Source organism: Peribacillus sp. YIM B13472, assembly GCF_042788005.1.
In the GTDB taxonomy this organism is placed as follows: Bacteria; Bacillota; Bacilli; order Bacillales; family DSM-1321; genus Peribacillus; species Peribacillus simplex_E.
The window spans coordinates 25,396-46,957 of record NZ_JBHZPG010000033.1 but is presented as its reverse complement, the minus strand read 5'-3'; the positions used below and the strand labels follow the sequence as shown (position 1 = coordinate 46,957).

The following is a 21,562-nucleotide window of genomic DNA, read 5'->3' as shown; positions in this document are numbered from 1 at the left end:
ACCTCCTTTACTAATTATTTTTTCTTGTTAGCTACAGTACGACGAGGTCCTTTACGCGTACGAGCATTGTTTTTTGTATTTTGACCGCGAACAGGAAGACCACGACGGTGACGTAAACCACGGTAAGAACCGATTTCCATTAAACGTTTGATGTTTAGGGAGATTTCACGACGAAGGTCGCCTTCTACTTTAAGCTTGTCAATGATATCACGAATTTTGTTCAATTCGTCTTCCGTTAAGTCACGAACGCGAGTTTCTTCAGAAATGCCTGCTTCTGCAAGAATCTTAATCGCTGTTTGTTTTCCAATACCATATATATATGTTAATGAGATAACAATCCGTTTGTCACGGGGAATATCTACTCCAGCAATACGTGCCATGCTTGAGTGCACCTCCTTCTATTTAGCCTTGTTTTTGTTTATGTTTAGGGTTTTCGCAAATAACCATAACTTTACCTTTTCTGCGGATAACTTTACACTTTTCGCAGATTGGTTTGACTGATGGTCTGACTTTCATTGCTATCTAACCTCCTTATACAGATCGGAGCGTAACCGGATTATTTGAACCGGTATGTGATTCTGCCGCGAGTTAGATCATACGGGGAAAGCTCAACCGTAACTTTATCTCCAGGCAAAATGCGAATAAAGTGCATACGAATTTTACCGGATACATGAGCTAAAACAGTATGACCATTTTCTAATTCTACCTTAAACATTGCATTTGGCAAAGTCTCTTGTACTGTGCCTTCTACTTCAATTACATCATCTTTCGCCATTAAAGTGATTCTCCCTTCTCTATGCGTGAACCTATTAAAGGTACACATCTTTCCGTCAACATTACTACAGTCCAATTATCCTCATAAGTCTTACAATTCTGCATCAAGTATTCACCATTTTGTAGAACCAGGCTTAAACTGAGGACCTTTATCAGTTGGACCGAAATGAGGATTTTATGGGTCCTCATGTAAGTCTTGACCGATTCCGTGACCGACATACTCTCGAAATAGAGAAGCAATTAGTCTCGACATAGGTTTGAATAGCATGGGAGATGTTTGAAAGGCGCACGCCTGACATAGCTTCTTTCAACCCTCTATATCACGACTCTTTAGGAATCCCAATAGAGTCACTGCATTTCTTCATCAATTTTGCCGACCGGATATGTCCATGAAGATCACTTAAAAAGTAATCGCCCAATTCAGGGAATACCAAGTACAAGAACCTGATTAATAAATGTGCGAATGCTCTCGCGAAATCCATTATACCCTTTGTATTATAGGAATGCACCAAGTTTAATTAGTAAGTTATAAAAATGGTATGAATTTCATAAATCAATACGAATGATTAATTTTGTAAAGCACCAAGCAACACATCGATATTTTCAAATACCTTATTAATATCTTGCTGTCCGTTAATGTTGACCAAGTATCCTTTGTCTCCGTAGAAATCAAGAAGTGGTTTGGTTTGTTTCAAATTCACATCTAAGCGATTTTGAACCGTTTCTTCATTATCGTCGGCACGTTGATATAATTCTCCGCCGCAGCGGTCGCATACATCATCTTTAGCAGGAGGATTGAATACAAGATGGTATGTCGCACCACATGATTTGCAAATACGACGTCCTGTCAATCTTTCCATTAAAATGTTTTTATCAACATCGATATTAATGACAAAATTTATTTTGCGATCTAAATCAGTTAGAATGCTTTCAAGTGCCTCTGCCTGTGCCACAGTACGTGGAAATCCATCAAGCAAAAATCCTTTTAGGCAGTCTTCCTTGCTTAAACGTTCACGTACGATGCCAATGGTAACTTCATCAGGTACCAATTCGCCTTTGTCCATGAATGATTTCGCCTTTAGACCTAATTCTGTTCCATCTTTGATAGCTGTTCGGAACATATCTCCAGTAGAAATATGAGGGATATTATATTTTTCTACGATTTGTTCAGCTTGAGTGCCCTTACCAGCACCCGGCAGACCCATTAACACTAGATTCAATTTTCTTCCCCCTCAAACTCTATAATGGGTAAAGGGAACAAGCCGTTCCCAAAACTCATTACTTTATAAAGCCCTTATAGTGTCTCTTCACAAGTTGTGATTCCAGCTGCTTCATCGTATCAAGGGCAACCCCCACTACGATCAGCAAACTGGTACCGCCAATCTGTGCAGATTGAGGTAAATCAGCAAGCTTAATGAAAAATACCGGTAAAACGGCAATGATGGCTAAAAATATAGAGCCTACAAACGTTAAACGGTATAAAACACGTGTTAAATATTCTTGTGTACTCTTACCTGGACGAATCCCCGGCACATAGCCACCTTGCTTTTTCAAATTCTCAGCCATTTGTTCAGGGTTAACCTGAATGAATGCATAAAAATACGCAAAAGCAATGATAAGAGCAACATATATGATCATACCAATTGGCTTGGTGTAATCAAGATTTGTTGATATCCAACTAGTCACGCTGTTCTTTCCAAAGAAAGAAGCGATTGTAGTGGGAGTAATGATAAATGCCATTGCAAAGATTACCGGAATAACCCCCGCAGCATTTACTTTCAATGGTAAATGAGTAGACTGGCCACCCATTTGTGTACGACCTACCGCAGCACGTTTCGCATACTGAATAGGAATTTTACGTAATGCCTGCTGAATGAAGATAACAGCAACCACGATTGCTAATACTGCTAAAATAATGAGGATAATCGTTATGATTCGTAAGAATAATTGATCACCGGCATTTTCGAATTGTTGGGCGTAAATCTGATTTGCCGTATTTGGCAAACTAGCTACGATACCAGCAAAAATTATGATGGAAATCCCATTACCCACACCCTTAGCAGTGATCAGCTCCCCTAACCACAAAAGAAAAGCTGTTCCTGCCGTTAAGACAGTCGCAATAAGCAGGTATGTTGCAATTCCAGGATTTTCAATCAACTGGCCACCTGACATATTATTGAACCCATAAGACATACCAACTGCTTGGATAAATCCTAGGATAATAGTGAAGTAACGAGTGAATTGAGCTAATTTACGGCGCCCTGCTTCTCCTTGTTTAGACCATTCAGTGAACTTAGGAACAACATCCATCTGTAATAGTTGAACGATGATAGATGCCGTGATGTATGGCATGATACCCATCGCTAATATGGAAAAGTTTTTTAGTGCTCCGCCGCCAAAGGTATTTAAAAGACCGATGACGCTCAGCTGGTCCTGTTCAGCGAGAAAATCGGCATTCACATGCGGTACAGGTATAAATGTACCGATGCGATAGACGATTAACATTAGAAGGGTAAAAATAATCTTATTCCTTATTTCACCCACGCGCATAAAATTGGAGATCGTGCGAAACATTAGATCACCTCTGTTTTACCGCCAGCAGCTTCGATAGCTTCTTTAGCAGTAGAAGAGAATTTGTGAGCTTTAACAGTAAGCTTTTTCTCAATGCTTCCTTTTGCAAGAATTTTGATTCCTGCTTTTTCTTTACTTACAACTCCAGTCTCTAGTAAAAGAGCTGGTGTTACTTCAGTACCGTCTTCGAAAAGATTTAACGTATCAAGATTCACGATAGCATAGTCTTTACGGTTGATGTTGGTAAATCCACGTTTAGGCAAACGTCTGAATAGAGGAGTTTGACCCCCTTCAAATCCAAGACGCACACCGCCGCCGGAGCGAGCGTTTTGTCCTTTGTGTCCTTTACCTGCTGTTTTACCGTTACCAGATCCAATACCGCGACCTTTACGTTTACGTTCTTTACGAGAACCTTCTGCAGCTTTTAACTCATGAAGTTTCATGTTGGCACCTCCTTGTTAAGTTAAAAATTATTTTATTGTTCTTTTACAGTAACAAGATGAGCAACTTTGGTAATCATACCGCGAATCGCAGGGTTATCTTCTTGAATAACCGTTTGATGCATTTTGCGTAAACCCAAAGTGTTAACTGTAACACGTTGATCTTCAGGACGACCAATCAAGCTGCGAGTGAGGGTAATTTCTAATTTATTAGCCATAATTCGATTTCCCTCCTTATCCTAACAGTTCTTGTACTGATTTCCCACGTAACTTAGCTACGTCTTCAGCACGTTTCAATTGCTTCAATCCTTCAATTGTTGCGCGAACCATATTAATAGGTGTATTAGTACCTAGAGATTTAGACAAGATATCACTTACTCCGCCTAATTCAAGTACCGCACGAACAGGACCACCAGCAATTACTCCTGTACCTTCAGAAGCTGGTTTCAATAGAATGTGACCTGCGCCATAGCGACCGTTCACAAGGTGAGGAATAGTAGTTCCAACCATTGGTACAGTAATTAGATTTTTCTTAGCATCCTCAATAGCTTTACGGATAGCATCCGGAACTTCTTGAGCTTTACCAGTACCAAATCCAACATGACCATTTTTATCACCAACAACAACTAGTGCAGTGAAACGGAAACGACGTCCGCCTTTAACAACTTTAGCTACACGATTTACTGTAACTACGCGTTCTTCAAGTTCTAATTTATTAGGATCAATGCTACGCATCTGTTATGTCCCTCCTTATCCATTAAAATTCTAAGCCGTTTTCACGAGCAGCGTCAGCCAATGCTTTAACACGACCATGGAAGAGGTAACCACCGCGGTCAAATACCACAGCTTTGAAACCTTTTTCAACAGCACGTTTCGCAATAAGTTCGCCAACTTTTTGAGCTGCTTCAGCATTGCTACTAGCTTCGATACTGATCTCTTTATCAAGAGTTGAAGCACTTGCTAATGTTACGCCTTTTGCATCGTCAATTAATTGTGCGTAAATGTGTTTGTTTGAACGGAACACATTTAAACGAGGACGAGCTTCCGTTCCAGAAAGCTTAGCACGTACACGTGCATGTCTTTTCTGACGAGTAGCATTTTTATCAAGCTTCGTAATCATTTACGTCACTCCTTTCGTTTACTTATGCGGCATTACTTACCGGTTTTACCTTCTTTACGACGAACGAATTCGCCTTCGTAACGAATCCCTTTACCTTTATACGGTTCAGGTGGGCGAACATCACGGATATTAGCTGCTAGAGCTCCTACACGTTCTTTGTTTGCACCTTTGATGATTACTTTTGTATTAGAAGGAACTTCGACTTCAACGCCAGCTTCTGGCTCTATTTCTACAGGGTGGGAATATCCTACGTTAAGGATAAGCTTAGTACCTTGCTTTTGTGCGCGGTACCCAACCCCAATAAGTTCAAGTGATTTTACAAATCCTGTTGATACACCTTCAACCATGTTAGAGATAAGTGCGCGAGTAGTACCGTGTAAAGAACGGTGAGCCTTCTCGTCAGACGGACGTGTAACAGTTAACACGTTCTCTTCAACAACGATTGAAAGGTCAGGATTGAATGATCTAGTTAATTCACCTTTAGGTCCTTTAACAGTTACTTCACTTCCAGTAACAGTAACTGTTACGCCTGCAGGGATTTCAATAGGTTTTTTACCTATACGAGACATAATGTGCACCTCCATTCTTGTGAAAATGTATTACCAAACGTATGCTAAAACTTCTCCGCCAACTTGTTTAGAGCGAGCTTCCTTGTCTGTTAAAACTCCGTGAGAAGTAGAAACAATTGCGATACCTAAACCGTTAAGAACGCGTGGTACCTCTCCAGTTTTTGCATATACACGCAAACCAGGTTTGCTGATACGTTTTAGACCAGTGATAACACGTTCGTTGTTTGCACCGTATTTTAAGAAGATACGGATAATACCTTGTTTGTTGTCTTCGATTAATTCAAAGTCACGTACGAAGCCTTCACTTTTTAAGATCTCAGCAATTTCCTTTTTGATCTTTGAAGCAGGAACTTCCAGTTTTTCGTGACGAACCATATTCGCATTACGGATGCGAGTAAGCATATCTGCAATAGGATCTGTCATGACCATTATATTTTACCTCCTTCCCAAACTCGGGTTTTACCAGCTAGCTTTTTTAACGCCAGGAATTTGTCCTTTATATGCAAGTTCGCGGAAACAAATACGACAAAGTTTAAATTTACGTAATACAGAATGTGGACGTCCGCAACGTTCGCAACGTGTATATTCTTGTACTTTAAACTTTTGTTCGCGTTTTTGCTTTACGATCATAGACTTTTTAGCCACGATTTCGCCTCCCTTTATTTAGAGATTACTTTTGGAACGGCATTCCAACTTGAGTAAGTAGTTCACGAGCTTCTTCGTCAGTGTTGGCAGTCGTTACGATAACGATGTCCATACCACGAACTTTGCTCACTTTATCGTAATCAATCTCAGGGAAGATAAGTTGTTCTTTAACGCCTAATGTATAGTTCCCACGTCCGTCAAAAGATTTCTTTGAAACGCCGCGGAAATCACGTACACGCGGTAAAGATACAGATACTAGCTTATCAAGGAATTGATACATACGTTCTCCACGTAATGTAACTTTCGCTCCGATAGGCATACCTTCACGCAAACGGAAGCCTGCGATTGATTTTTTTGCTTTTGTTATAACAGGTTTTTGACCAGTGATCAATGTAAGTTCTTCAACAGCTGTATCTAAAGCTTTCGAGTTAGATACTGCGTCACCCACACCCATGTTAATAACGATTTTCTCAATGTTTGGTACTTGCATTACTGATTGATAGTTGAATTTGCCCATCAATGATGGTGTAATTTCACTTTTTAATTTTTCTTTAAGGCGGCTCATTGCTTAGTGTACCTCCCTTCATTTATGACTTATTTATCTAAAGTTTCACCTGATATTTTAGCTACGCGTACTTTTTTACCATTTTCAATCTTATATCCAACACGAGTCGGTTTACCTGATTTAGGATCAAGTGGCATTACATTGGATACGTGAATAGCAGCTTCTCTGCTGATAATTCCACCTTGTGGATTAAGTTGAGATGGCTTGGAATGCTTTTTCACGATGTTAATTCCTTCAACAAGTACACGATTTTGTTTCGGATATGCAGAAAGAATTGTTCCTTGTTTGCCTTTGTCCTTACCAGAGATGACTACGACTTTGTCACCTTTTTTAACATGCATTAGCTTGGCACCTCCTTGAAAGGCTTTATACAAATTTTACATATTATAGAACTTCTGGAGCTAGAGAAACGATCTTCATGAAACTATTGTCACGTAATTCACGAGCAACAGGTCCAAAAATACGAGTTCCACGTGGGCTCTTATCGTCACGGATAATTACACATGCGTTTTCATCAAAACGAATGTAAGAACCGTCAGGACGACGCATACCACGTTTTGTACGGACAACAACAGCCTTAACGACTTCACCTTTTTTAACAACGCCTCCTGGTGTTGCCTGTTTAACTGTACAAACGATGACATCACCGATGTTTGCAGTTTTACGGCCAGAACCACCTAGGACTTTAATTGTTAGCACTTCACGAGCACCTGAATTGTCAGCGACTTTTAAACGAGATTCTTGTTGAATCATGTACGGTACCTCCCTTCGGAATTAGCTTAATCCGAACTATATTAAATGATTACTGCTTTTTCTACTACTTCTACAAGACGGAAGCGTTTTGTAGCTGAAAGTGGACGAGTTTCCATGATACGTACTACGTCGCCTGCTTTAGCTTCGTTTAGCTCGTCATGAGCTTTTAACTTTTTAGAGTATTTCACGCGTTTACCGTATAAAGAATGCTTTTTATAGGTTTCTACGACAACTGTTACTGTTTTATCCATTTTGTCGGATACTACGCGTCCAGTGTAGATTTTGCGTTGGTTGCGTTCGCTCATTCTGCAAACCTCCATTCATTATCGATTAGTGACACCGATCTCTCTTTGACGAACAACTGTTTTCATACGAGCAATCGATTTGCGAACTTCACGGATGCGAGCTGTATTTTCAAGTTGTCCAGTAGCTAACTGGAAACGAAGATTAAATAGTTCTTCTTTAAGAGATTTTAGTTTTTGTTCAATTTCAGCAGTGGTTAGATCTTTGATTTCATTAGCTTTCATTTGTTTCACCACCAATTTCCTCTCTTTTTACAAACTTACATTTGATTGGAAGTTTGTGTGCTGCAAGGCGCAATGCTTCTCTTGCCACCTCTTCAGATACACCAGAGATTTCAAACAATACTTTGCCCGGTTTAACTACTGCTACCCAACCTTCAGGAGCACCTTTACCGGAACCCATCCGTACTTCAAGCGGCTTAGCTGTGTAAGGTTTGCTTGGGAAGATTTTGATCCAAACTTTTCCTCCACGTTTCATATAACGAGTCATCGCAATACGAGCTGCTTCGATTTGGCGGTTCGTGATCCAGGAAGCTTCTTGAGCTTGAAGTCCAAATTCTCCGAAATGAACTTCAGTGCCGCCCTTAGCCATCCCTCTCATTTTACCGCGGTGTTCACGACGGTATTTTACGCGTTTTGGCAATAACATATTATTTTCCTCCTTCCTCAGATTTCTTCTTAGTAGGAAGAACTTCTCCACGGTAGATCCAAACTTTCACGCCTAGCTTACCGTAAGTAGTATCTGCTTCAGCATGAGCATAATCTATGTCAGCACGAAGTGTGTGAAGTGGAACTGTTCCTTCGCTGTAATGTTCAGCACGAGCAATATCAGCACCGCCAAGACGACCAGAAACTTGTGTTTTGATTCCTTTTGCGCCAGAACGCATAGTGCGTTGAATAGCTTGTTTTTGAGCACGACGGAATGAAACACGGTTTTCTAATTGACGAGCGATGTTTTCAGCAACCAATTTTGCGTCAAGATCTGCTCTTTTAATTTCAATGATATTGATATGAACTCTTTTGCCAGTTAGCTGGTTCAAAGCTTTACGTAGTGCTTCGACTTCAGTACCGCCCTTACCGATAACCATTCCTGGTTTAGCAGTGTGAACTGATACATTGATGCGGTTAGCAGCACGTTCGATTTCAACCTTGGATACAGAAGCATCATTTAAGCGTTTCGCAATATATTCACGAACTTTAATGTCTTCATGCAAAAGAGTAGCGTAGTCTTTATCAGCGTACCATTTGGATTCCCAATCACGAATGATCCCGATACGCATACCGATAGGATTTACCTTTTGACCCACAGATTACCCCTCCTTCTTTTCTGATACAACGATTGTAATATGACTAGTACGTTTGTTTATTGCACTCGCACGACCTTGAGCGCGAGGACGGAAACGTTTTAATGTTGGTCCTTCGTTAACGTATGCTTCTGAAACGACTAGGTTATTAATATCCATTTCGTAGTTGTGTTCTGCATTTGCGATAGCAGATTTCAGAATTTTTTCTACGACTGGAGAAGCAGATTTTGGTGTTAAGCGAAGAATCGCTACTGCTTCACCTACTTGTTTTCCTCGAATTAAATCTGCGACTAAACGCACTTTACGAGGAGCTATACGAACTGTTTTAGCGACAGCTTTAGCTTGCATGAGATGCCCTCCTCTCATTAACGTCTTGTTTTCTTGTCATCACTTGCGTGACCTTTATAAGTGCGTGTAGGCGCGAATTCGCCTAGTTTGTGACCTACCATATCTTCTGTTACATAAACCGGCACATGCTTACGACCGTCATAAACGGCGATTGTGTGTCCGATGAATTGCGGGAAGATTGTTGAGCGACGAGACCAAGTTTTTACTACCTGTTTCTTGTCAGCTTCATTTAATTTTTCAACTTTTACCAATAAATGATCATCAACAAAAGGCCCTTTTTTTAAGCTACGACCCATGCGAGTACCTCCCTTCGTGACTGTTCTACGGTTCTATATATGAACCGTAGGTCAATCCCGTTATTTTTTACGACGACGTACGATAAATTTATCGGATTTATTTTTCTTCTTACGAGTTTTGAATCCAAGAGTAGGTTTACCCCATGGAGACATTGGTGATTTACGTCCGATTGGCGATTTACCTTCACCACCACCGTGTGGGTGATCATTCGGGTTCATTACTGATCCACGAACTGTTGGGCGTTTACCTAACCAACGGTTACGTCCAGCTTTACCAATGTTGATAAGTTCATGTTGTTCATTACCAACTTGACCGATAGTAGCACGGCAAGTTGCAAGAATCATACGAACCTCACCTGAGTTTAAACGTACAAGTACATAACGACCTTCTTTACCAAGGACTTGAGCAGATGTTCCTGCTGAACGGACTAATTGTCCACCTTTTCCTGGTTTAAGTTCGATGTTATGAATTACTGTACCAACTGGGATGTTAATAAGAGGAAGAGCGTTACCCACTTTAATGTCAGCTTCTGGACCTGACATAATTTCCAAACCTACTTCTAGGTTTTTCGGAGCTAGGATATAACGTTTTTCTCCATCAACGTAATTAATTAATGCAATGTTTGCAGAACGATTTGGATCGTACTCAATAGTAGCAACGCGTCCTGGTATACCATCTTTATTCCGTTTGAAATCGATGATACGGTATTGACGCTTGTGGCCGCCACCTTGATGACGAACTGTTAACTTACCTTGGTTATTACGGCCGCCTTTGCTGTGTAAAGGAGCAAGTAATGATTTTTCCGGTTTGTCTGTAGTGATCTCAGCAAAATCCGAAGTTGTCATATTACGTCGACCGTTAGAGGTAGGTTTATACTTCTTAATCGCCATTTGTATTTCCCTCCTTCTCTAATGAATTAAGCTTCGAATAGCTCGATTTCTTTGCTGTCAGCAGTTAATTTAACAATAGCTTTACGGCGCTTGTTAGTATAGCCTGCATGTTTGCCCATACGTTTAAATTTACCTTTGTAGTTCATGATGTTTACTTTCTCAACTTTAACGCCGAAAATTTCTTGAACAGCATCTTTAACTTGAGTTTTGTTAGCTCTAACATCAACTTCAAAAGTATATTTCTTTTCAGCCATTACGTCTGAAGAGCGTTCAGTGATTACGGGGCGCTTAATGATATCGCGTGCATCCATTATGCAAGCACCTCCTCTACTTTTTCGACAGCTGATTTAGTCAAGATCAATTTGTTGTGTGAAACAACATCAAGAACGTTAAGACCAACAGCTTCAACTACAGTAACACCAGGGATGTTACGTGCAGAAAGAGCAACTTTCTCATCTAAACCGTCAGTAACAACTAACGTTTTAGTATCAACAGAAAGATTTTTAAGTACTGCTACAAATTCTTTTGTTTTTGGAGCTTCGAAAGACAAGCTTTCAAGTACCAAAATGTTCTCTTCCAATGCCTTTGCAGACAATGCAGATTTAATAGCTAAACGACGTACCTTTTTAGGTAGCTTGTAAGCGTAAGATCTTGGAGTAGGTCCAAAAACAACGCCACCGCCACGCCATTGTGGAGAACGGATAGAACCTTGACGCGCACGTCCAGTTCCTTTTTGTTTCCAAGGTTTACGTCCACCGCCTGCAACTTCAGAACGGTTTTTAACTTTATGAGTTCCTTGACGTAAGGAAGCTCGTTGCATGATGATTGCTTCAAATAATACATGATTATTAGGTTCGATACCAAAGATGGATTCATTTAGTTCGATGTCGCCAACTTGTGAACCTGTTTGGTTGAACAATGTAACTTTTGGCATTCTATTGCTCCTCCTTTCTCAGAAATTACTTTGCTTTAACAGCAGTTTTAACTTTGATCAATGCTTTTCTAGCACCAGGTACATTACCTTTAATCAATAGTAGGTTGCGTTCAACATCAACTTTAACGATAGCTAAGTTTTGAACAGTAATTTGTTCTCCGCCCATACGTCCTGGTAATAGTTTACCTTTGAATACGCGGTTTGGAGCTACAGGACCCATTGAACCTGGGCGACGGTGGTAACGAGAACCATGAGACATAGGTCCGCGAGATTGTCCATGACGCTTGATAGAGCCTTGGAAACCTTTACCTTTTGAAATTCCTGATACATCTACTAAATCGCCTTCAGCGAAAATACTAACATTGACTTCTTGACCGATCTCATATTCAGTAAGATCCGTTCCGCGGAATTCGCGAATGAAGCGCTTAGGAGTAGTATTTGCTTTTTCAACATGGCCCTTTTCAGGTTTGTTAGAAAGCTTTTCGCGTTTGTTTTCAAAACCAACTTGAACTGCTTCATAGCCATCAGTTTCAACAGTTTTCTTTTGAAGAACCACGTTATTAGCAGCTTCGATAACTGTTACCGGAATAAGTTCACCGTTTTCAGCAAAAACTTGAGTCATACCGATTTTTCTTCCTAAGATTCCTTTGGTCATAAGTCACACCTCCTAGAGTAATTGTTCATATTTATATGAATTATAATTTGATTTCAATGTCAACGCCTGATGGTAAATCTAAACGCATCAATGAATCAACTGTTTGTGGAGTTGGATTAACGATGTCGATTAGACGTTTATGCGTACGCATTTCGAATTGTTCACGAGAATCTTTGTATTTATGAACCGCACGTAGGATCGTATATACCGATCTTTCAGTAGGTAATGGAATTGGACCAGATACAGCCGCACCAGAACGTTTTGCAGTTTCAACAATTTTCTCAGCAGATTGATCAAGAATTCTGTGATCATATGCTTTTAAACGGATACGAATTTTTTGTTTTGCCATAATTTTCCCTCCTTTTCGCCTATTTTAAAATAGACCTTCTCAATGGAAATTTCCCACACACTCGCCATGGCAAAGCGGCCGGGTGTGTCAGCAACCTTCCATATCATCGCAGTCAAAGACCAACATTGTCTATTATACATAATGCACAAGTAAAATGCAAGTTAAACTTAAACTTTTCTTGTGCAACACACTTTTATTATTATACATACTATCACAAGTATTTACAAGTAGATTCTACATGGTCTTTCATATCCATTTTCTTCAATTCGAAATTGGGTATGAAACTTAATAAATTCACTAATTTTTTTATCGATATTATAGAAAAAAAATGAAAAACCTTTAGAAAATAGAAAAGAAGCAGATGGCGTCCCATCTGCTTCTCCCGGAAGGCGTCCCTTCCAATATTGTTTTATGAATCAATTACTCTGTGATTGTAGCAACTACGCCAGCGCCTACAGTACGTCCACCCTCACGGATAGAGAATTTAGTACCTTCTTCGATAGCGATTGGAGCGATAAGTTCTACAGTCATTTCGATGTTGTCTCCAGGCATAACCATTTCTACGCCTTCAGGAAGGTTACAAATACCAGTTACGTCAGTTGTACGGAAGTAGAACTGAGGACGGTAGTTTGTAAAGAATGGAGTGTGACGTCCACCTTCTTCTTTAGAAAGAACATAAACTTCAGCTTTGAACTTTGTGTGTGGAGTGATTGTACCTGGTTTAGCAAGTACTTGTCCACGTTGGATATCTTCACGGGATACACCACGAAGTAGTGCACCGATGTTGTCACCAGCTTCAGCATAGTCAAGAAGTTTACGGAACATTTCAACACCAGTCACTGTTGTTGGTTTAGACTCTTCGTTGAAACCGATGATGTCAACAACGTCACCGACTTTAACTTGTCCACGCTCAACACGGCCAGTTGCAACTGTTCCACGACCAGTGATTGAGAATACATCCTCAACTGGCATCATGAATGGTTTTTCAGTGTCACGAGTTGGTTCTGGGATATACTCGTCAACAGCTGCCATTAATTCATGAATTTTTTCTTCCCAAGCTTCGTCTCCTTGAAGAGCTTTTAGTGCAGATCCTTTGATAACTGGAATGTCATCGCCAGGGAATTCGTATTCAGATAGAAGATCACGGATTTCCATTTCTACTAATTCAAGAAGTTCTTCGTCATCAACCATATCGCATTTGTTCATGAATACTACAAGGAATGGTACACCTACTTGACGAGAAAGAAGGATGTGCTCACGAGTTTGTGGCATTGGGCCATCAGCAGCAGATACTACTAGGATCCCGCCGTCCATTTGTGCAGCACCTGTGATCATGTTTTTAACATAGTCAGCATGTCCTGGGCAGTCAACGTGTGCATAGTGACGAGTAGCTGTTTCATACTCAACGTGTGCAGTAGAGATTGTGATACCACGTTCTCTTTCTTCTGGTGCACCATCGATTTGGTCATAAGCGCGAGCTTCTGCGCCACCAGATTTAGCAAGTACAGTTGTGATTGCAGCTGTTAGAGTTGTTTTACCATGGTCAACGTGACCAATTGTTCCAACGTTAACGTGCGGTTTTGAACGATCAAATTTAGCTTTTCCCATTAGGAATTCCTCCTTAAAATTATAAATAAAAGATTAAGTATATAGGGCTGTGAAAGAAGACTAATTCTTCCATCACAGCTTACATAAGATAGTTATACTTTAATAAGAGATGAAAATCAATTATTCACCTTTATTTTTTTTGATGATTTCTTCAGAAATGCTCTTAGGTACTTCTTCATAATGATCGAAGTGCATAGAGAATGTTCCGCGTCCTTGAGTGTTAGAACGTAAAGATGTAGCATATCCGAACATTTCAGATAGTGGAACCATCGCTTTAACCATTTGCGTGTTACCGCGAGCTTCCATACCTTCTACGCGACCACGACGAGATGTGATATCTCCCATGATGTCGCCTAGGTAATCTTCTGGAATAACTACTTCCACTTTCATGATTGGTTCAAGGATTACAGGCTTACATTTTGATGCTGCATTTTTAAGTGCCATCGATGCAGCAATTTTAAATGCCATTTCGTTAGAGTCAACGTCATGGTAAGATCCGTCAAATAATTTTGCTTTAATGTCGACTAGCGGGTAACCAGCAAGTACACCACGGTCAAGTGAATCAACTAATCCAGCTTGTACAGCAGGGATATATTCACGTGGTACTACACCACCGACGATAGCATTTTCAAATTCGAATCCTTTACCTTCTTCGTTTGGACCAAATTCGATCCATACGTGTCCGAATTGTCCACGACCACCTGATTGGCGAACGAATTTACCTTCAACTTTAGCTGAACCACGGAAAGTTTCACGGTATGCTACTTGAGGAGCACCAACGTTAGCTTCCACTTTAAATTCGCGACGCATACGGTCAACAAGGATGTCCAAGTGAAGTTCACCCATACCAGCGATAATCGTTTGACCAGTTTCTTGGTCAGTATGCGCACGGAATGTTGGATCTTCATCTTGTAGCTTTTGTAAAGCTTGACCCATTTTGTCTTGGTCTGCTTTGGATTTCGGTTCAACTGACAGTGAGATAACTGGTTCTGGGAATACCATGGATTCAAGAATTACTTGGTTCTTGTCGTCACATAGAGTATCACCAGTTGTAGTATCTTTCAAACCAACAGCAGCAGCGATATCCCCTGCATATACAGTTGAGATTTCTTCACGGCTGTTTGCATGCATTTGAAGGATACGTCCAATACGTTCACGCTTACCTTTTGTTGAGTTGATTACATAAGATCCTGATTCTAATGTACCTGAGTACACGCGGAAGAATGTAAGTTTACCAACGTAAGGGTCAGTCATAACTTTAAACGCTAAAGCGGAGAACGGTTCAGAATCATCTGAATGGCGTTCTACTTCATCTTCTGTATCCGGTAGAGTACCTTTAATAGCCGGCACGTCTAATGGAGATGGAAGGAAGTCGATAACGTTATCAAGCATTAATTGAACACCTTTGTTTTTGAAAGCTGATCCACAGATAACTGGGAAGAATTCAACGTTAACAGTTGCTGTACGAATAGCTGCTTTTAATTCAGCAATGCTGATTTCTTCGCCGCCAAGGTATTTTTCCATTAAGTCTTCATTAACTTCTGCTACTGCTTCAATTAACTTTTCACGGTATTCTTCAGCTAATTCCCGATGTTCTTCAGGAATTTCACCAACAGTGATATCAGTTCCTAGATCATTGGCATAGAAATGAGCTTTCATTTCAATAAGGTCGATGATTGCAGAGAATTGATCTTCAGCACCGATTGGTAACTGAACCGGGTGAGCGTTAGCTTGTAAACGGTCGTGGATTGTTCCAACTGAATATAGGAAATCCGCACCGATTTTGTCCATTTTATTTACGAATACGACACGTGGTACACCATAAGTTGTAGCTTGGCGCCAAACTGTTTCAGTTTGAGGCTCAACACCTGATTGGGCATCAAGTACAGCTACAGCTCCATCAAGTACACGCAATGAACGTTCAACTTCAACTGTGAAGTCTACGTGTCCTGGCGTATCGATGATGTTTACACGGTGACCTTTCCACTGTGCAGTTGTTGCAGCGGATGTGATCGTGATTCCGCGTTCTTGTTCCTGTTCCATCCAGTCCATTTGCGAAGCACCTTCGTGTGTTTCACCAATTTTATGAATTTTACCAGTATAGTATAGGACGCGTTCTGTTGTTGTCGTTTTACCAGCATCGATGTGAGCCATGATACCGATATTACGAGTGTTTGCTAAGGAGAACTCTCTTGCCATTTGTCTTTCTCCTTCCTTCTATAAGGATTTTATAGTGTTTGATCTTACCAGCGATAATGTGCGAAAGCTTTGTTGGCTTCAGCCATTTTGTGAGTATCTTCACGTTTCTTAACAGCTGCTCCAGTATTGTTAGCAGCATCCATGATTTCATAAGCTAAACGCTCTTCCATCGTTTTTTCTCCACGAAGACGAGAGTATTTCACTAACCAACGAAGTCCTAGAGTTGATTTGCGGTCTGGACGCACCTCAACTGGTACTTGGTAGTTAGCTCCACCTACACGGCGTGCTTTTACTTCTAATACAGGCATGATGTTTTTAAGTGCTTGATCGAAAACTTCGATCGGCTCATTGCCAGTACGTTCTTTGATTAAATCAAATGCAGAGTAAAGAATTTTTTGTGATTTACCTCTTTGTCCATCAACCATTAATTTGTTGATTAAGCGAGTCACAAGTTTAGAATTATAAATCGGATCTGGTAATACGTCTCTTTTCGTTACAGGTCCTTTACGAGGCATTATATTTCCTCCTTTCAAGAAAGTTTAATTTTTATTTGAGATTATTTTTTTGCTGCTTTCGGACGCTTAGTACCGTATTTAGAACGGCTTTGCATACGATTGTTAACTCCAGCAGTATCAAGAGCACCACGTACGATATGGTAACGTACCCCTGGTAAATCCTTTACACGACCGCCACGGATAAGAACCACGCTGTGTTCTTGTAGGTTGTGACCGATACCTGGGATATAAGCTGTTACCTCGATACCGTTTGTTAAACGTACACGCGCATATTTACGTAACGCGGAGTTTGGTTTTTTCGGTGTCATAGTACCCACACGAGTGCAAACACCACGTTTTTGCGGAGATGATACGTTAGTTTGTGCTTTTTTAAAGCTGTTGTAGCCTTTGTTAAGTGCTGGAGATTTTGAATTAACCTCTTTAGACTCGCGTCCTTTACGCACTAATTGATTAATAGTAGGCATTACATTTTTCCTCCCTTCACGTTTTCATTTCTAGTACCACACATCCAGGTGGTTCATAAATGGGTAAAAACAAAGTTTTTGCAAATATAATTGCAAAAACATTTTTACTTTTTAATGGCAACAGTTGCTGCTCCGACATCAATACCACATGCTTTGCCAAGCATTCTCATCGAATCAACATATGTGATAGGAACATCCAATTCTTTGGCGGTCTCAACGACACGCCCAGTCAAGTATATATCTGCATCATCAGCGATGATAACTTCTTGAATTAAATTGTTTTTAAGAGCTCTAACTGCTTGTTTCGTCCCTATAATCACTGACTTTGCCTGTATTACTTTTTCATAAGACATGGTCCATATCCTCCAAAGTTACAGGGTAACATAGGAGCACCTTTGCTATAGTATCATTATTAGTCGGATACTGTCAACTTCTTTCAAAAAAATAATTCAAGCAAAAGGTTTTCCTTACATAATTCTATTAAGATTATCTATTTGCCTAAAGGGAATATATCTGATCCTCGTTCGGCCTTTCAGTCAGCCATGAGTAATAAGAGAGACCAGCTCAATAAATTCTGAACCTTCAGCTCCAATAGGATACAGGAGTGCTGTTTTCAGTTTAAATTATTGAGCTGGTCCTTTTTCCTTTAATCCACTGTTACAGTATCGGTACTTTCTTCACCAACTACGACAGGGTTTGCTTTTCTGTATCTAAGCATTCCCGTTCCTGCAGGGACAAGTTTACCGATGATGACATTTTCTTTAAGACCAAGCAATTCATCACGTTTTCCTTTAATCGCTGCATCAGTCAAGACTCTGGTTGTTTCTTGGAATGACGCTGCGGACAAGAAGGAATCCGTTTCTAGGGATGCTTTTGTGATACCTAGCAATACAGGACGACCTGTAGCTGGTAATTTGTTAGTCAGCAATGCATCTGTGTTTGCAGTAGTGAACTGGTTAACATCCAATAATGTTCCTGGAAGCACTTCAGTTTCGCCTGCATCAAGCACACGGACTTTACGCATCATTTGTCTAACCATTACCTCGATATGTTTATCACCGATCTCAACACCTTGCATCCGGTATACTTTTTGAACTTCATGAAGCAGGTATTCCTGAACAGTAAGCACATCTGTAACCTTCAGCAATTCTTTCGGATCGATGGAACCCTCTGTTAACTCTTCACCACGACGGACAGGAGTATCAACAGTTACTCTTAAACGCGCAGTGTATGGCGCAGTATACGTGCGTGATTCAACTGCACCTTGAACAACGATTTCCTGTTGTTTATCCCGAATTTCATTAATCGAAACAACCGTTCCTTCGATTTCGGAAATGACAGCTTGACCTTTAGGATTTCTCGCTTCAAATATCTCTTGGATACGAGGAAGACCTTGAGTGATATCGTCCCCAGCAACCCCACCTGTATGGAATGTACGCATCGTCAACTGTGTACCAGGTTCTCCGATTGATTGAGCGGCAATAATACCGACTGCTTCGCCCACTTCAACTTCTTGACCGGTAGCCAAGTTACGTCCATAACATTTTTTACATACACCATGGCTGGTATTACATGTAAATGCAGAACGGATCCATGCTGTTTCAATTCCAAGTGATTCAATATAGTTAGCAAGATCTTCAGTAATAAGGTCGTTTTCAGCCACGATTACTTCGTTTGTTTCTGGATGTCTGATCGCTTTTCTTGCATAACGGCCAATTAGGCGCTCTTCAAGATGCTCAATTATTTCAGTACCCTCTCTCAAGGCTGAAATTTTCAAGCCGCGGTCCGTTCCGCAATCGTCATCACGGATGATGACATCTTGTGCAACGTCAACAAGTCGACGGGTAAGGTAACCGGAATCGGCTGTTTTAAGTGCTGTATCGGCAAGACCTTTACGCGCACCATGTGTAGAGATGAAGTACTCCAACACGGTTAAACCTTCACGGAAACTTGATTTGATCGGTAATTCAATGATACGTCCAGCCGGGTTGGCCATCAAACCACGCATACCCGCAAGCTGCGTAAAGTTGGAAGCATTACCACGGGCACCGGAGTCACTCATCATGAAGATCGGGTTGCGTCGGTCCAGTGAGTCCATAAGTTTGGACTGAATGGTATCCTTGGCAGCACTCCAAATTGAAATGACGCGATCATAACGCTCATCCTCAGTAATAAGACCGCGTCTGAATTGTTTCAAGACGTTATCCACTTTGGTTTGAGCCTCAGTAATGATTTCTTGTTTTTCTTTTAAAACGACGATATCAGCCACACCAACGGTAATACCAGCTTTTGTCGAATATTTGAATCCAAGATCTTTCATCCGGTCAAGCATTTTGGATGTTTCGGTAATTTTAAAGCGTTTAAAGACTTCCGCAATAATATTTCCAAGAATTTTTTTCTTGAAAGGATCTATAGCAGGTTGGGCCTTAATCAACTCAGGGATATTAGCGCCTTTTTCCACAAAATATTTCTCTGGAGTTTTCGTTTCCAAATTATATCGTGTCGGTTCGTTAATATACGGGAATGATTTAGGTAAAATTTCATTGAAGATCAGTTTACCAACAGTCGTAATAAGAAGTTGGCCGTTTTGTTCTTCAGTGAAAGTCTCATTATTTAGTGACGATGCATGTACGGCACAACGGGAATGTAAGTGTACATATCCGTTTTGGTATGCAAGTAATGCTTCACTTGTATCTTTAAAGATCATACCCTCACCGATAGCGCCTTCTCTTTCCAATGTTAAGTAATAGTTACCTAATACCATATCTTGAGAAGGTGTAACGACAGGTTTACCATCTTTAGGGTTCAAAATGTTCTGTGCTGCAAGCATAAGCATGCGTGCTTCGGCTTGGGCTTCAGAAGATAGAGGAACGTGGACCGCCATTTGGTCACCATCAAAGTCAGCGTTGTAAGCTGTACATACGAGCGGATGCAAACGAATTGCGCGACCTTCAACCAAAGTTGGTTCAAATGCTTGGATCCCAAGTCTATGAAGAGTCGGTGCACGGTTCAATAGTACTGGGTGTTCTCTAATAACTTCTTCTAATACATCCCATATTTCAGGAGATAAACGTTCAATTTTACGCTTAGCGGATTTGATGTTATGCGCTAGACCTCTTTGAACAAGCTCCTTCATAACGAATGGTTTGAATAATTCAATCGCCATTTCTTTCGGAAGACCACATTGGTACATCTTTAAGTTTGGTCCGACTACGATAACGGAACGGCCAGAATAATCAACACGTTTACCAAGAAGGTTTTGACGGAAACGGCCTTGTTTACCTTTTAACATGTGAGATAAAGATTTTAACGGACGGTTACCAGGTCCAGTTACCGGACGGCCGCGACGGCCATTATCGATAAGAGCATCGACGGCTTCTTGCAGCATACGCTTCTCGTTTTGAACGATAATGCTTGGTGCTCCAAGATCCAGTAATCTTTTCAACCGATTATTACGGTTGATAACACGGCGATATAAATCATTTAGATCAGATGTGGCAAAACGTCCTCCATCAAGTTGAACCATAGGACGAAGTTCCGGTGGAATGACCGGAAGCACGTCAAGGATCATCCATGAAGGCTCATTTCCGGAGTTACGGAATGCTTCAAGTACTTCCAAGCGTTTGATTGCACGGGTTCTGCGTTGTCCTTGAGCTGTTTTAAGCTCCTCTTTCAACGACTCTACTTCCTTTTCCGTATCAATATCTTGCAAAAGTTTTTTAATAGCTTCCGCACCCATGGCAGCTTGGAACTTCTTACCGTATTTTTCACGGTATGTACGATATTCCTTTTCAGAAAGAAGCTGTTTCTTTTCTAAAGTTGTATCGCCCGTTTCAGTTACGACGTAAGATGCAAAGTAAATGACTTCTTCCAATGCACGTGGAGACATGTCAAGTACAAGTCCCATACGGCTTGGGATCCCTTTAAAATACCATATATGTGAAACTGGAGCTGCCAGCTCAATATGACCCATACGCTCACGACGCACCTTAGCACGAGTGACTTCAACGCCACAACGGTCACAGACTACGCCTTTATAACGAACACGTTTATATTTTCCGCAATGACATTCCCAGTCCTTTTGAGGTCCAAAAATTCTCTCACAGAATAAACCGTCTTTTTCTGGCTTTAACGTACGATAGTTGATTGTTTCTGGTTTTTTAACTTCTCCATGGGACCAAGAACGAATCTTGTCTGGTGAAGCAAGACCAATTTTCATATACTCAAAATTATTAACGTCTAACAAGGGGCCTACCTCCC

General features: G+C 40.7%; 32 protein-coding genes. All 32 read right to left on the bottom strand.

What is annotated here, in order from left to right; genetic code table 11:
- Positions 1–14: 14 nt before the first annotated feature.
- The 32 genes from rpsM to rpoC all read right to left on the bottom strand — a co-directional run bounded on the left by rpsM (position 15) and on the right by rpoC (position 21,548).
- On the bottom strand, positions 15–380 hold the full coding sequence (gene rpsM / locus ACFX4I_RS20720; protein ID WP_063235804.1) for a 30S ribosomal protein S13: 366 nt from the start codon (positions 378–380) through the stop codon (positions 15–17).
- A gap of 22 nt (positions 381–402) precedes the next feature.
- Positions 403–516 carry a 50S ribosomal protein L36 gene (rpmJ, locus tag ACFX4I_RS20715; protein WP_003156543.1) on the bottom strand — a complete coding sequence of 38 codons (114 nt, stop codon included), beginning with the start codon at positions 514–516 and terminating at the stop codon, positions 403–405.
- A 40-nt stretch (positions 517–556) separates the two neighbouring features.
- Complete coding sequence (infA, locus tag ACFX4I_RS20710; RefSeq protein WP_028390440.1) at positions 557–775, bottom strand: translation initiation factor IF-1; 219 nt, start codon at positions 773–775, stop codon at positions 557–559.
- Between the two features lie 565 nt (positions 776–1,340).
- Positions 1,341–1,994, bottom strand: coding sequence for an adenylate kinase (locus ACFX4I_RS20705; RefSeq protein WP_377422726.1), 654 nt, complete (start codon positions 1,992–1,994; stop codon positions 1,341–1,343).
- 58 nt (positions 1,995–2,052) lie between these two features.
- A complete protein-coding gene (gene secY, locus ACFX4I_RS20700) occupies positions 2,053–3,348 on the bottom strand; it encodes a preprotein translocase subunit SecY (RefSeq protein WP_230301706.1) in 1,296 nt (431 codons plus the stop codon).
- Positions 3,348–3,788, bottom strand: a complete 441-nt coding sequence (gene rplO / locus ACFX4I_RS20695; RefSeq protein ID WP_063235801.1) for a 50S ribosomal protein L15 — start codon at positions 3,786–3,788, stop codon at positions 3,348–3,350. The genes secY and rplO overlap by 1 nt, the downstream gene beginning before the upstream one ends.
- A gap of 32 nt (positions 3,789–3,820) precedes the next feature.
- The gene (gene rpmD / locus ACFX4I_RS20690) at positions 3,821–4,003 is read right to left on the bottom strand and encodes a 50S ribosomal protein L30 (RefSeq protein ID WP_076372857.1); all 183 of its coding nucleotides are present in this window, start codon (positions 4,001–4,003) and stop codon (positions 3,821–3,823) included.
- 16 nt (positions 4,004–4,019) lie between these two features.
- Positions 4,020–4,520 carry a 30S ribosomal protein S5 gene (rpsE, locus tag ACFX4I_RS20685; protein WP_034304987.1) on the bottom strand — a complete coding sequence of 167 codons (501 nt, stop codon included), beginning with the start codon at positions 4,518–4,520 and terminating at the stop codon, positions 4,020–4,022.
- Between the two features lie 22 nt (positions 4,521–4,542).
- Positions 4,543–4,905 (bottom strand): 50S ribosomal protein L18, encoded by a 363-nt coding sequence (rplR, locus tag ACFX4I_RS20680; RefSeq protein WP_063235799.1) that lies wholly within the window; start codon positions 4,903–4,905, stop codon positions 4,543–4,545.
- Positions 4,906–4,937: 32 nt separating this feature from the next.
- A complete protein-coding gene (gene rplF, locus ACFX4I_RS20675; RefSeq protein WP_214794260.1) occupies positions 4,938–5,474 on the bottom strand; it encodes a 50S ribosomal protein L6 in 537 nt (178 codons plus the stop codon).
- A gap of 30 nt (positions 5,475–5,504) precedes the next feature.
- Positions 5,505–5,903: a 30S ribosomal protein S8 gene (rpsH, locus tag ACFX4I_RS20670; RefSeq protein WP_034304995.1), complete on the bottom strand. Its 399-nt coding sequence runs from the start codon at positions 5,901–5,903 to the stop codon at positions 5,505–5,507.
- A gap of 30 nt (positions 5,904–5,933) precedes the next feature.
- Positions 5,934–6,119 carry a type Z 30S ribosomal protein S14 gene (locus ACFX4I_RS20665; protein WP_034304998.1) on the bottom strand — a complete coding sequence of 62 codons (186 nt, stop codon included), beginning with the start codon at positions 6,117–6,119 and terminating at the stop codon, positions 5,934–5,936.
- 25 nt (positions 6,120–6,144) lie between these two features.
- Positions 6,145–6,684: a 50S ribosomal protein L5 gene (rplE, locus tag ACFX4I_RS20660; protein ID WP_063235797.1), complete on the bottom strand. Its 540-nt coding sequence runs from the start codon at positions 6,682–6,684 to the stop codon at positions 6,145–6,147.
- A gap of 29 nt (positions 6,685–6,713) precedes the next feature.
- A complete protein-coding gene (rplX, locus tag ACFX4I_RS20655; RefSeq protein WP_063235796.1) occupies positions 6,714–7,025 on the bottom strand; it encodes a 50S ribosomal protein L24 in 312 nt (103 codons plus the stop codon).
- A 43-nt stretch (positions 7,026–7,068) separates the two neighbouring features.
- The gene (rplN, locus tag ACFX4I_RS20650) at positions 7,069–7,437 is read right to left on the bottom strand and encodes a 50S ribosomal protein L14 (protein WP_061440386.1); all 369 of its coding nucleotides are present in this window, start codon (positions 7,435–7,437) and stop codon (positions 7,069–7,071) included.
- Positions 7,438–7,478: 41 nt separating this feature from the next.
- Positions 7,479–7,742: a 30S ribosomal protein S17 gene (gene rpsQ, locus ACFX4I_RS20645; RefSeq protein ID WP_034305007.1), complete on the bottom strand. Its 264-nt coding sequence runs from the start codon at positions 7,740–7,742 to the stop codon at positions 7,479–7,481.
- Positions 7,743–7,760: 18 nt separating this feature from the next.
- The gene (rpmC, locus tag ACFX4I_RS20640; protein WP_034305010.1) at positions 7,761–7,964 is read right to left on the bottom strand and encodes a 50S ribosomal protein L29; all 204 of its coding nucleotides are present in this window, start codon (positions 7,962–7,964) and stop codon (positions 7,761–7,763) included.
- Positions 7,954–8,388, bottom strand: coding sequence for a 50S ribosomal protein L16 (rplP, locus tag ACFX4I_RS20635; RefSeq protein WP_053349061.1), 435 nt, complete (start codon positions 8,386–8,388; stop codon positions 7,954–7,956). The genes rpmC and rplP overlap by 11 nt, the downstream gene beginning before the upstream one ends.
- A gap of 1 nt (position 8,389) precedes the next feature.
- Positions 8,390–9,046 (bottom strand): 30S ribosomal protein S3, encoded by a 657-nt coding sequence (rpsC, locus tag ACFX4I_RS20630; RefSeq protein WP_063235795.1) that lies wholly within the window; start codon positions 9,044–9,046, stop codon positions 8,390–8,392.
- Positions 9,047–9,049: 3 nt separating this feature from the next.
- A complete protein-coding gene (gene rplV, locus ACFX4I_RS20625; RefSeq protein ID WP_034305017.1) occupies positions 9,050–9,391 on the bottom strand; it encodes a 50S ribosomal protein L22 in 342 nt (113 codons plus the stop codon).
- Positions 9,392–9,408: 17 nt separating this feature from the next.
- Entirely contained in the window at positions 9,409–9,687 is a 279-nt protein-coding gene (rpsS, locus tag ACFX4I_RS20620; RefSeq protein WP_034305018.1) for a 30S ribosomal protein S19, read from the bottom strand.
- Between the two features lie 60 nt (positions 9,688–9,747).
- Positions 9,748–10,578, bottom strand: coding sequence for a 50S ribosomal protein L2 (gene rplB / locus ACFX4I_RS20615; RefSeq protein WP_053349063.1), 831 nt, complete (start codon positions 10,576–10,578; stop codon positions 9,748–9,750).
- A 26-nt stretch (positions 10,579–10,604) separates the two neighbouring features.
- Positions 10,605–10,889, bottom strand: coding sequence for a 50S ribosomal protein L23 (rplW, locus tag ACFX4I_RS20610; protein WP_057915217.1), 285 nt, complete (start codon positions 10,887–10,889; stop codon positions 10,605–10,607).
- Positions 10,889–11,512: a 50S ribosomal protein L4 gene (gene rplD / locus ACFX4I_RS20605; RefSeq protein ID WP_053349064.1), complete on the bottom strand. Its 624-nt coding sequence runs from the start codon at positions 11,510–11,512 to the stop codon at positions 10,889–10,891. Before rplD ends, rplW begins: the two co-directional genes overlap by 1 nt.
- A 25-nt stretch (positions 11,513–11,537) precedes the next feature.
- Positions 11,538–12,167 carry a 50S ribosomal protein L3 gene (gene rplC, locus ACFX4I_RS20600; protein WP_034305028.1) on the bottom strand — a complete coding sequence of 210 codons (630 nt, stop codon included), beginning with the start codon at positions 12,165–12,167 and terminating at the stop codon, positions 11,538–11,540.
- 40 nt (positions 12,168–12,207) lie between these two features.
- Positions 12,208–12,516, bottom strand: coding sequence for a 30S ribosomal protein S10 (rpsJ, locus tag ACFX4I_RS20595; protein WP_019244375.1), 309 nt, complete (start codon positions 12,514–12,516; stop codon positions 12,208–12,210).
- A gap of 420 nt (positions 12,517–12,936) precedes the next feature.
- Complete coding sequence (gene tuf, locus ACFX4I_RS20590) at positions 12,937–14,124, bottom strand: elongation factor Tu (RefSeq protein WP_034305030.1); 1,188 nt, start codon at positions 14,122–14,124, stop codon at positions 12,937–12,939.
- A 120-nt stretch (positions 14,125–14,244) separates the two neighbouring features.
- Complete coding sequence (fusA, locus tag ACFX4I_RS20585; protein ID WP_061440380.1) at positions 14,245–16,323, bottom strand: elongation factor G; 2,079 nt, start codon at positions 16,321–16,323, stop codon at positions 14,245–14,247.
- A gap of 44 nt (positions 16,324–16,367) precedes the next feature.
- Positions 16,368–16,838 carry a 30S ribosomal protein S7 gene (gene rpsG, locus ACFX4I_RS20580; RefSeq protein WP_057915212.1) on the bottom strand — a complete coding sequence of 157 codons (471 nt, stop codon included), beginning with the start codon at positions 16,836–16,838 and terminating at the stop codon, positions 16,368–16,370.
- A gap of 41 nt (positions 16,839–16,879) precedes the next feature.
- Positions 16,880–17,302: a 30S ribosomal protein S12 gene (gene rpsL, locus ACFX4I_RS20575; protein ID WP_053349068.1), complete on the bottom strand. Its 423-nt coding sequence runs from the start codon at positions 17,300–17,302 to the stop codon at positions 16,880–16,882.
- A gap of 104 nt (positions 17,303–17,406) precedes the next feature.
- The gene (locus ACFX4I_RS20570) at positions 17,407–17,655 is read right to left on the bottom strand and encodes a 50S ribosomal protein L7ae-like protein (protein WP_034305040.1); all 249 of its coding nucleotides are present in this window, start codon (positions 17,653–17,655) and stop codon (positions 17,407–17,409) included.
- 293 nt (positions 17,656–17,948) lie between these two features.
- Entirely contained in the window at positions 17,949–21,548 is a 3,600-nt protein-coding gene (rpoC, locus tag ACFX4I_RS20565; RefSeq protein WP_230301705.1) for a DNA-directed RNA polymerase subunit beta', read from the bottom strand.
- Positions 21,549–21,562 lie beyond the last annotated feature (14 nt).

Excerpts from the sequence above, each read along its gene's own strand:
- rpsS (WP_034305018.1), bottom strand. The coding sequence starts at position 9,687 with ATGGGTCGTAGCTTAAAAAAAGGGCCTTTTGTTGATGATCATTTATTG.
- fusA (WP_061440380.1), bottom strand. The coding sequence starts at position 16,323 with ATGGCAAGAGAGTTCTCCTTAGCAAACACTCGTAATATCGGTATCATG.
- infA (WP_028390440.1), bottom strand. The coding sequence starts at position 775 with ATGGCGAAAGATGATGTAATTGAAGTAGAAGGCACAGTACAAGAGACT.
- rpsH (WP_034304995.1), bottom strand. The coding sequence starts at position 5,903 with ATGGTCATGACAGATCCTATTGCAGATATGCTTACTCGCATCCGTAAT.
- secY (WP_230301706.1), bottom strand. The coding sequence starts at position 3,348 with ATGTTTCGCACGATCTCCAATTTTATGCGCGTGGGTGAAATAAGGAAT.
- rplX (WP_063235796.1), bottom strand. The coding sequence starts at position 7,025 with ATGCATGTTAAAAAAGGTGACAAAGTCGTAGTCATCTCTGGTAAGGAC.
- rplE (WP_063235797.1), bottom strand. The coding sequence starts at position 6,684 with ATGAGCCGCCTTAAAGAAAAATTAAAAAGTGAAATTACACCATCATTG.
- rpsG (WP_057915212.1), bottom strand. The coding sequence starts at position 16,838 with ATGCCTCGTAAAGGACCTGTAACGAAAAGAGACGTATTACCAGATCCG.
- rplF (WP_214794260.1), bottom strand. The coding sequence starts at position 5,474 with ATGTCTCGTATAGGTAAAAAACCTATTGAAATCCCTGCAGGCGTAACA.
- rplD (WP_053349064.1), bottom strand. The coding sequence starts at position 11,512 with ATGCCAAAAGTTACATTGTTCAACCAAACAGGTTCACAAGTTGGCGAC.
- rplN (WP_061440386.1), bottom strand. The coding sequence starts at position 7,437 with ATGATTCAACAAGAATCTCGTTTAAAAGTCGCTGACAATTCAGGTGCT.
- rplW (WP_057915217.1), bottom strand. The coding sequence starts at position 10,889 with ATGGATGCACGCGATATCATTAAGCGCCCCGTAATCACTGAACGCTCT.
- tuf (WP_034305030.1), bottom strand. The coding sequence starts at position 14,124 with ATGGGAAAAGCTAAATTTGATCGTTCAAAACCGCACGTTAACGTTGGA.
- rpsJ (WP_019244375.1), bottom strand. The coding sequence starts at position 12,516 with ATGGCAAAACAAAAAATTCGTATCCGTTTAAAAGCATATGATCACAGA.
- ACFX4I_RS20570 (WP_034305040.1), bottom strand. The coding sequence starts at position 17,655 with ATGTCTTATGAAAAAGTAATACAGGCAAAGTCAGTGATTATAGGGACG.
- rplO (WP_063235801.1), bottom strand. The coding sequence starts at position 3,788 with ATGAAACTTCATGAGTTAAAAGCTGCAGAAGGTTCTCGTAAAGAACGT.
- rpsM (WP_063235804.1), bottom strand. The coding sequence starts at position 380 with ATGGCACGTATTGCTGGAGTAGATATTCCCCGTGACAAACGGATTGTT.
- rpmJ (WP_003156543.1), bottom strand. The coding sequence starts at position 516 with ATGAAAGTCAGACCATCAGTCAAACCAATCTGCGAAAAGTGTAAAGTT.
- rplP (WP_053349061.1), bottom strand. The coding sequence starts at position 8,388 with ATGTTATTGCCAAAACGCGTAAAATACCGTCGTGAACACCGCGGTAAA.
- rplV (WP_034305017.1), bottom strand. The coding sequence starts at position 9,391 with ATGCAAGCTAAAGCTGTCGCTAAAACAGTTCGTATAGCTCCTCGTAAA.
- rplB (WP_053349063.1), bottom strand. The coding sequence starts at position 10,578 with ATGGCGATTAAGAAGTATAAACCTACCTCTAACGGTCGACGTAATATG.
- rpmC (WP_034305010.1), bottom strand. The coding sequence starts at position 7,964 with ATGAAAGCTAATGAAATCAAAGATCTAACCACTGCTGAAATTGAACAA.
- rplC (WP_034305028.1), bottom strand. The coding sequence starts at position 12,167 with ATGACCAAAGGAATCTTAGGAAGAAAAATCGGTATGACTCAAGTTTTT.
- rpmD (WP_076372857.1), bottom strand. The coding sequence starts at position 4,003 with ATGGCTAATAAATTAGAAATTACCCTCACTCGCAGCTTGATTGGTCGT.
- rplR (WP_063235799.1), bottom strand. The coding sequence starts at position 4,905 with ATGATTACGAAGCTTGATAAAAATGCTACTCGTCAGAAAAGACATGCA.
- rpsE (WP_034304987.1), bottom strand. The coding sequence starts at position 4,520 with ATGCGTAGCATTGATCCTAATAAATTAGAACTTGAAGAACGCGTAGTT.
- rpsL (WP_053349068.1), bottom strand. The coding sequence starts at position 17,302 with ATGCCTACTATTAATCAATTAGTGCGTAAAGGACGCGAGTCTAAAGAG.
- rpsQ (WP_034305007.1), bottom strand. The coding sequence starts at position 7,742 with ATGAGCGAACGCAACCAACGCAAAATCTACACTGGACGCGTAGTATCC.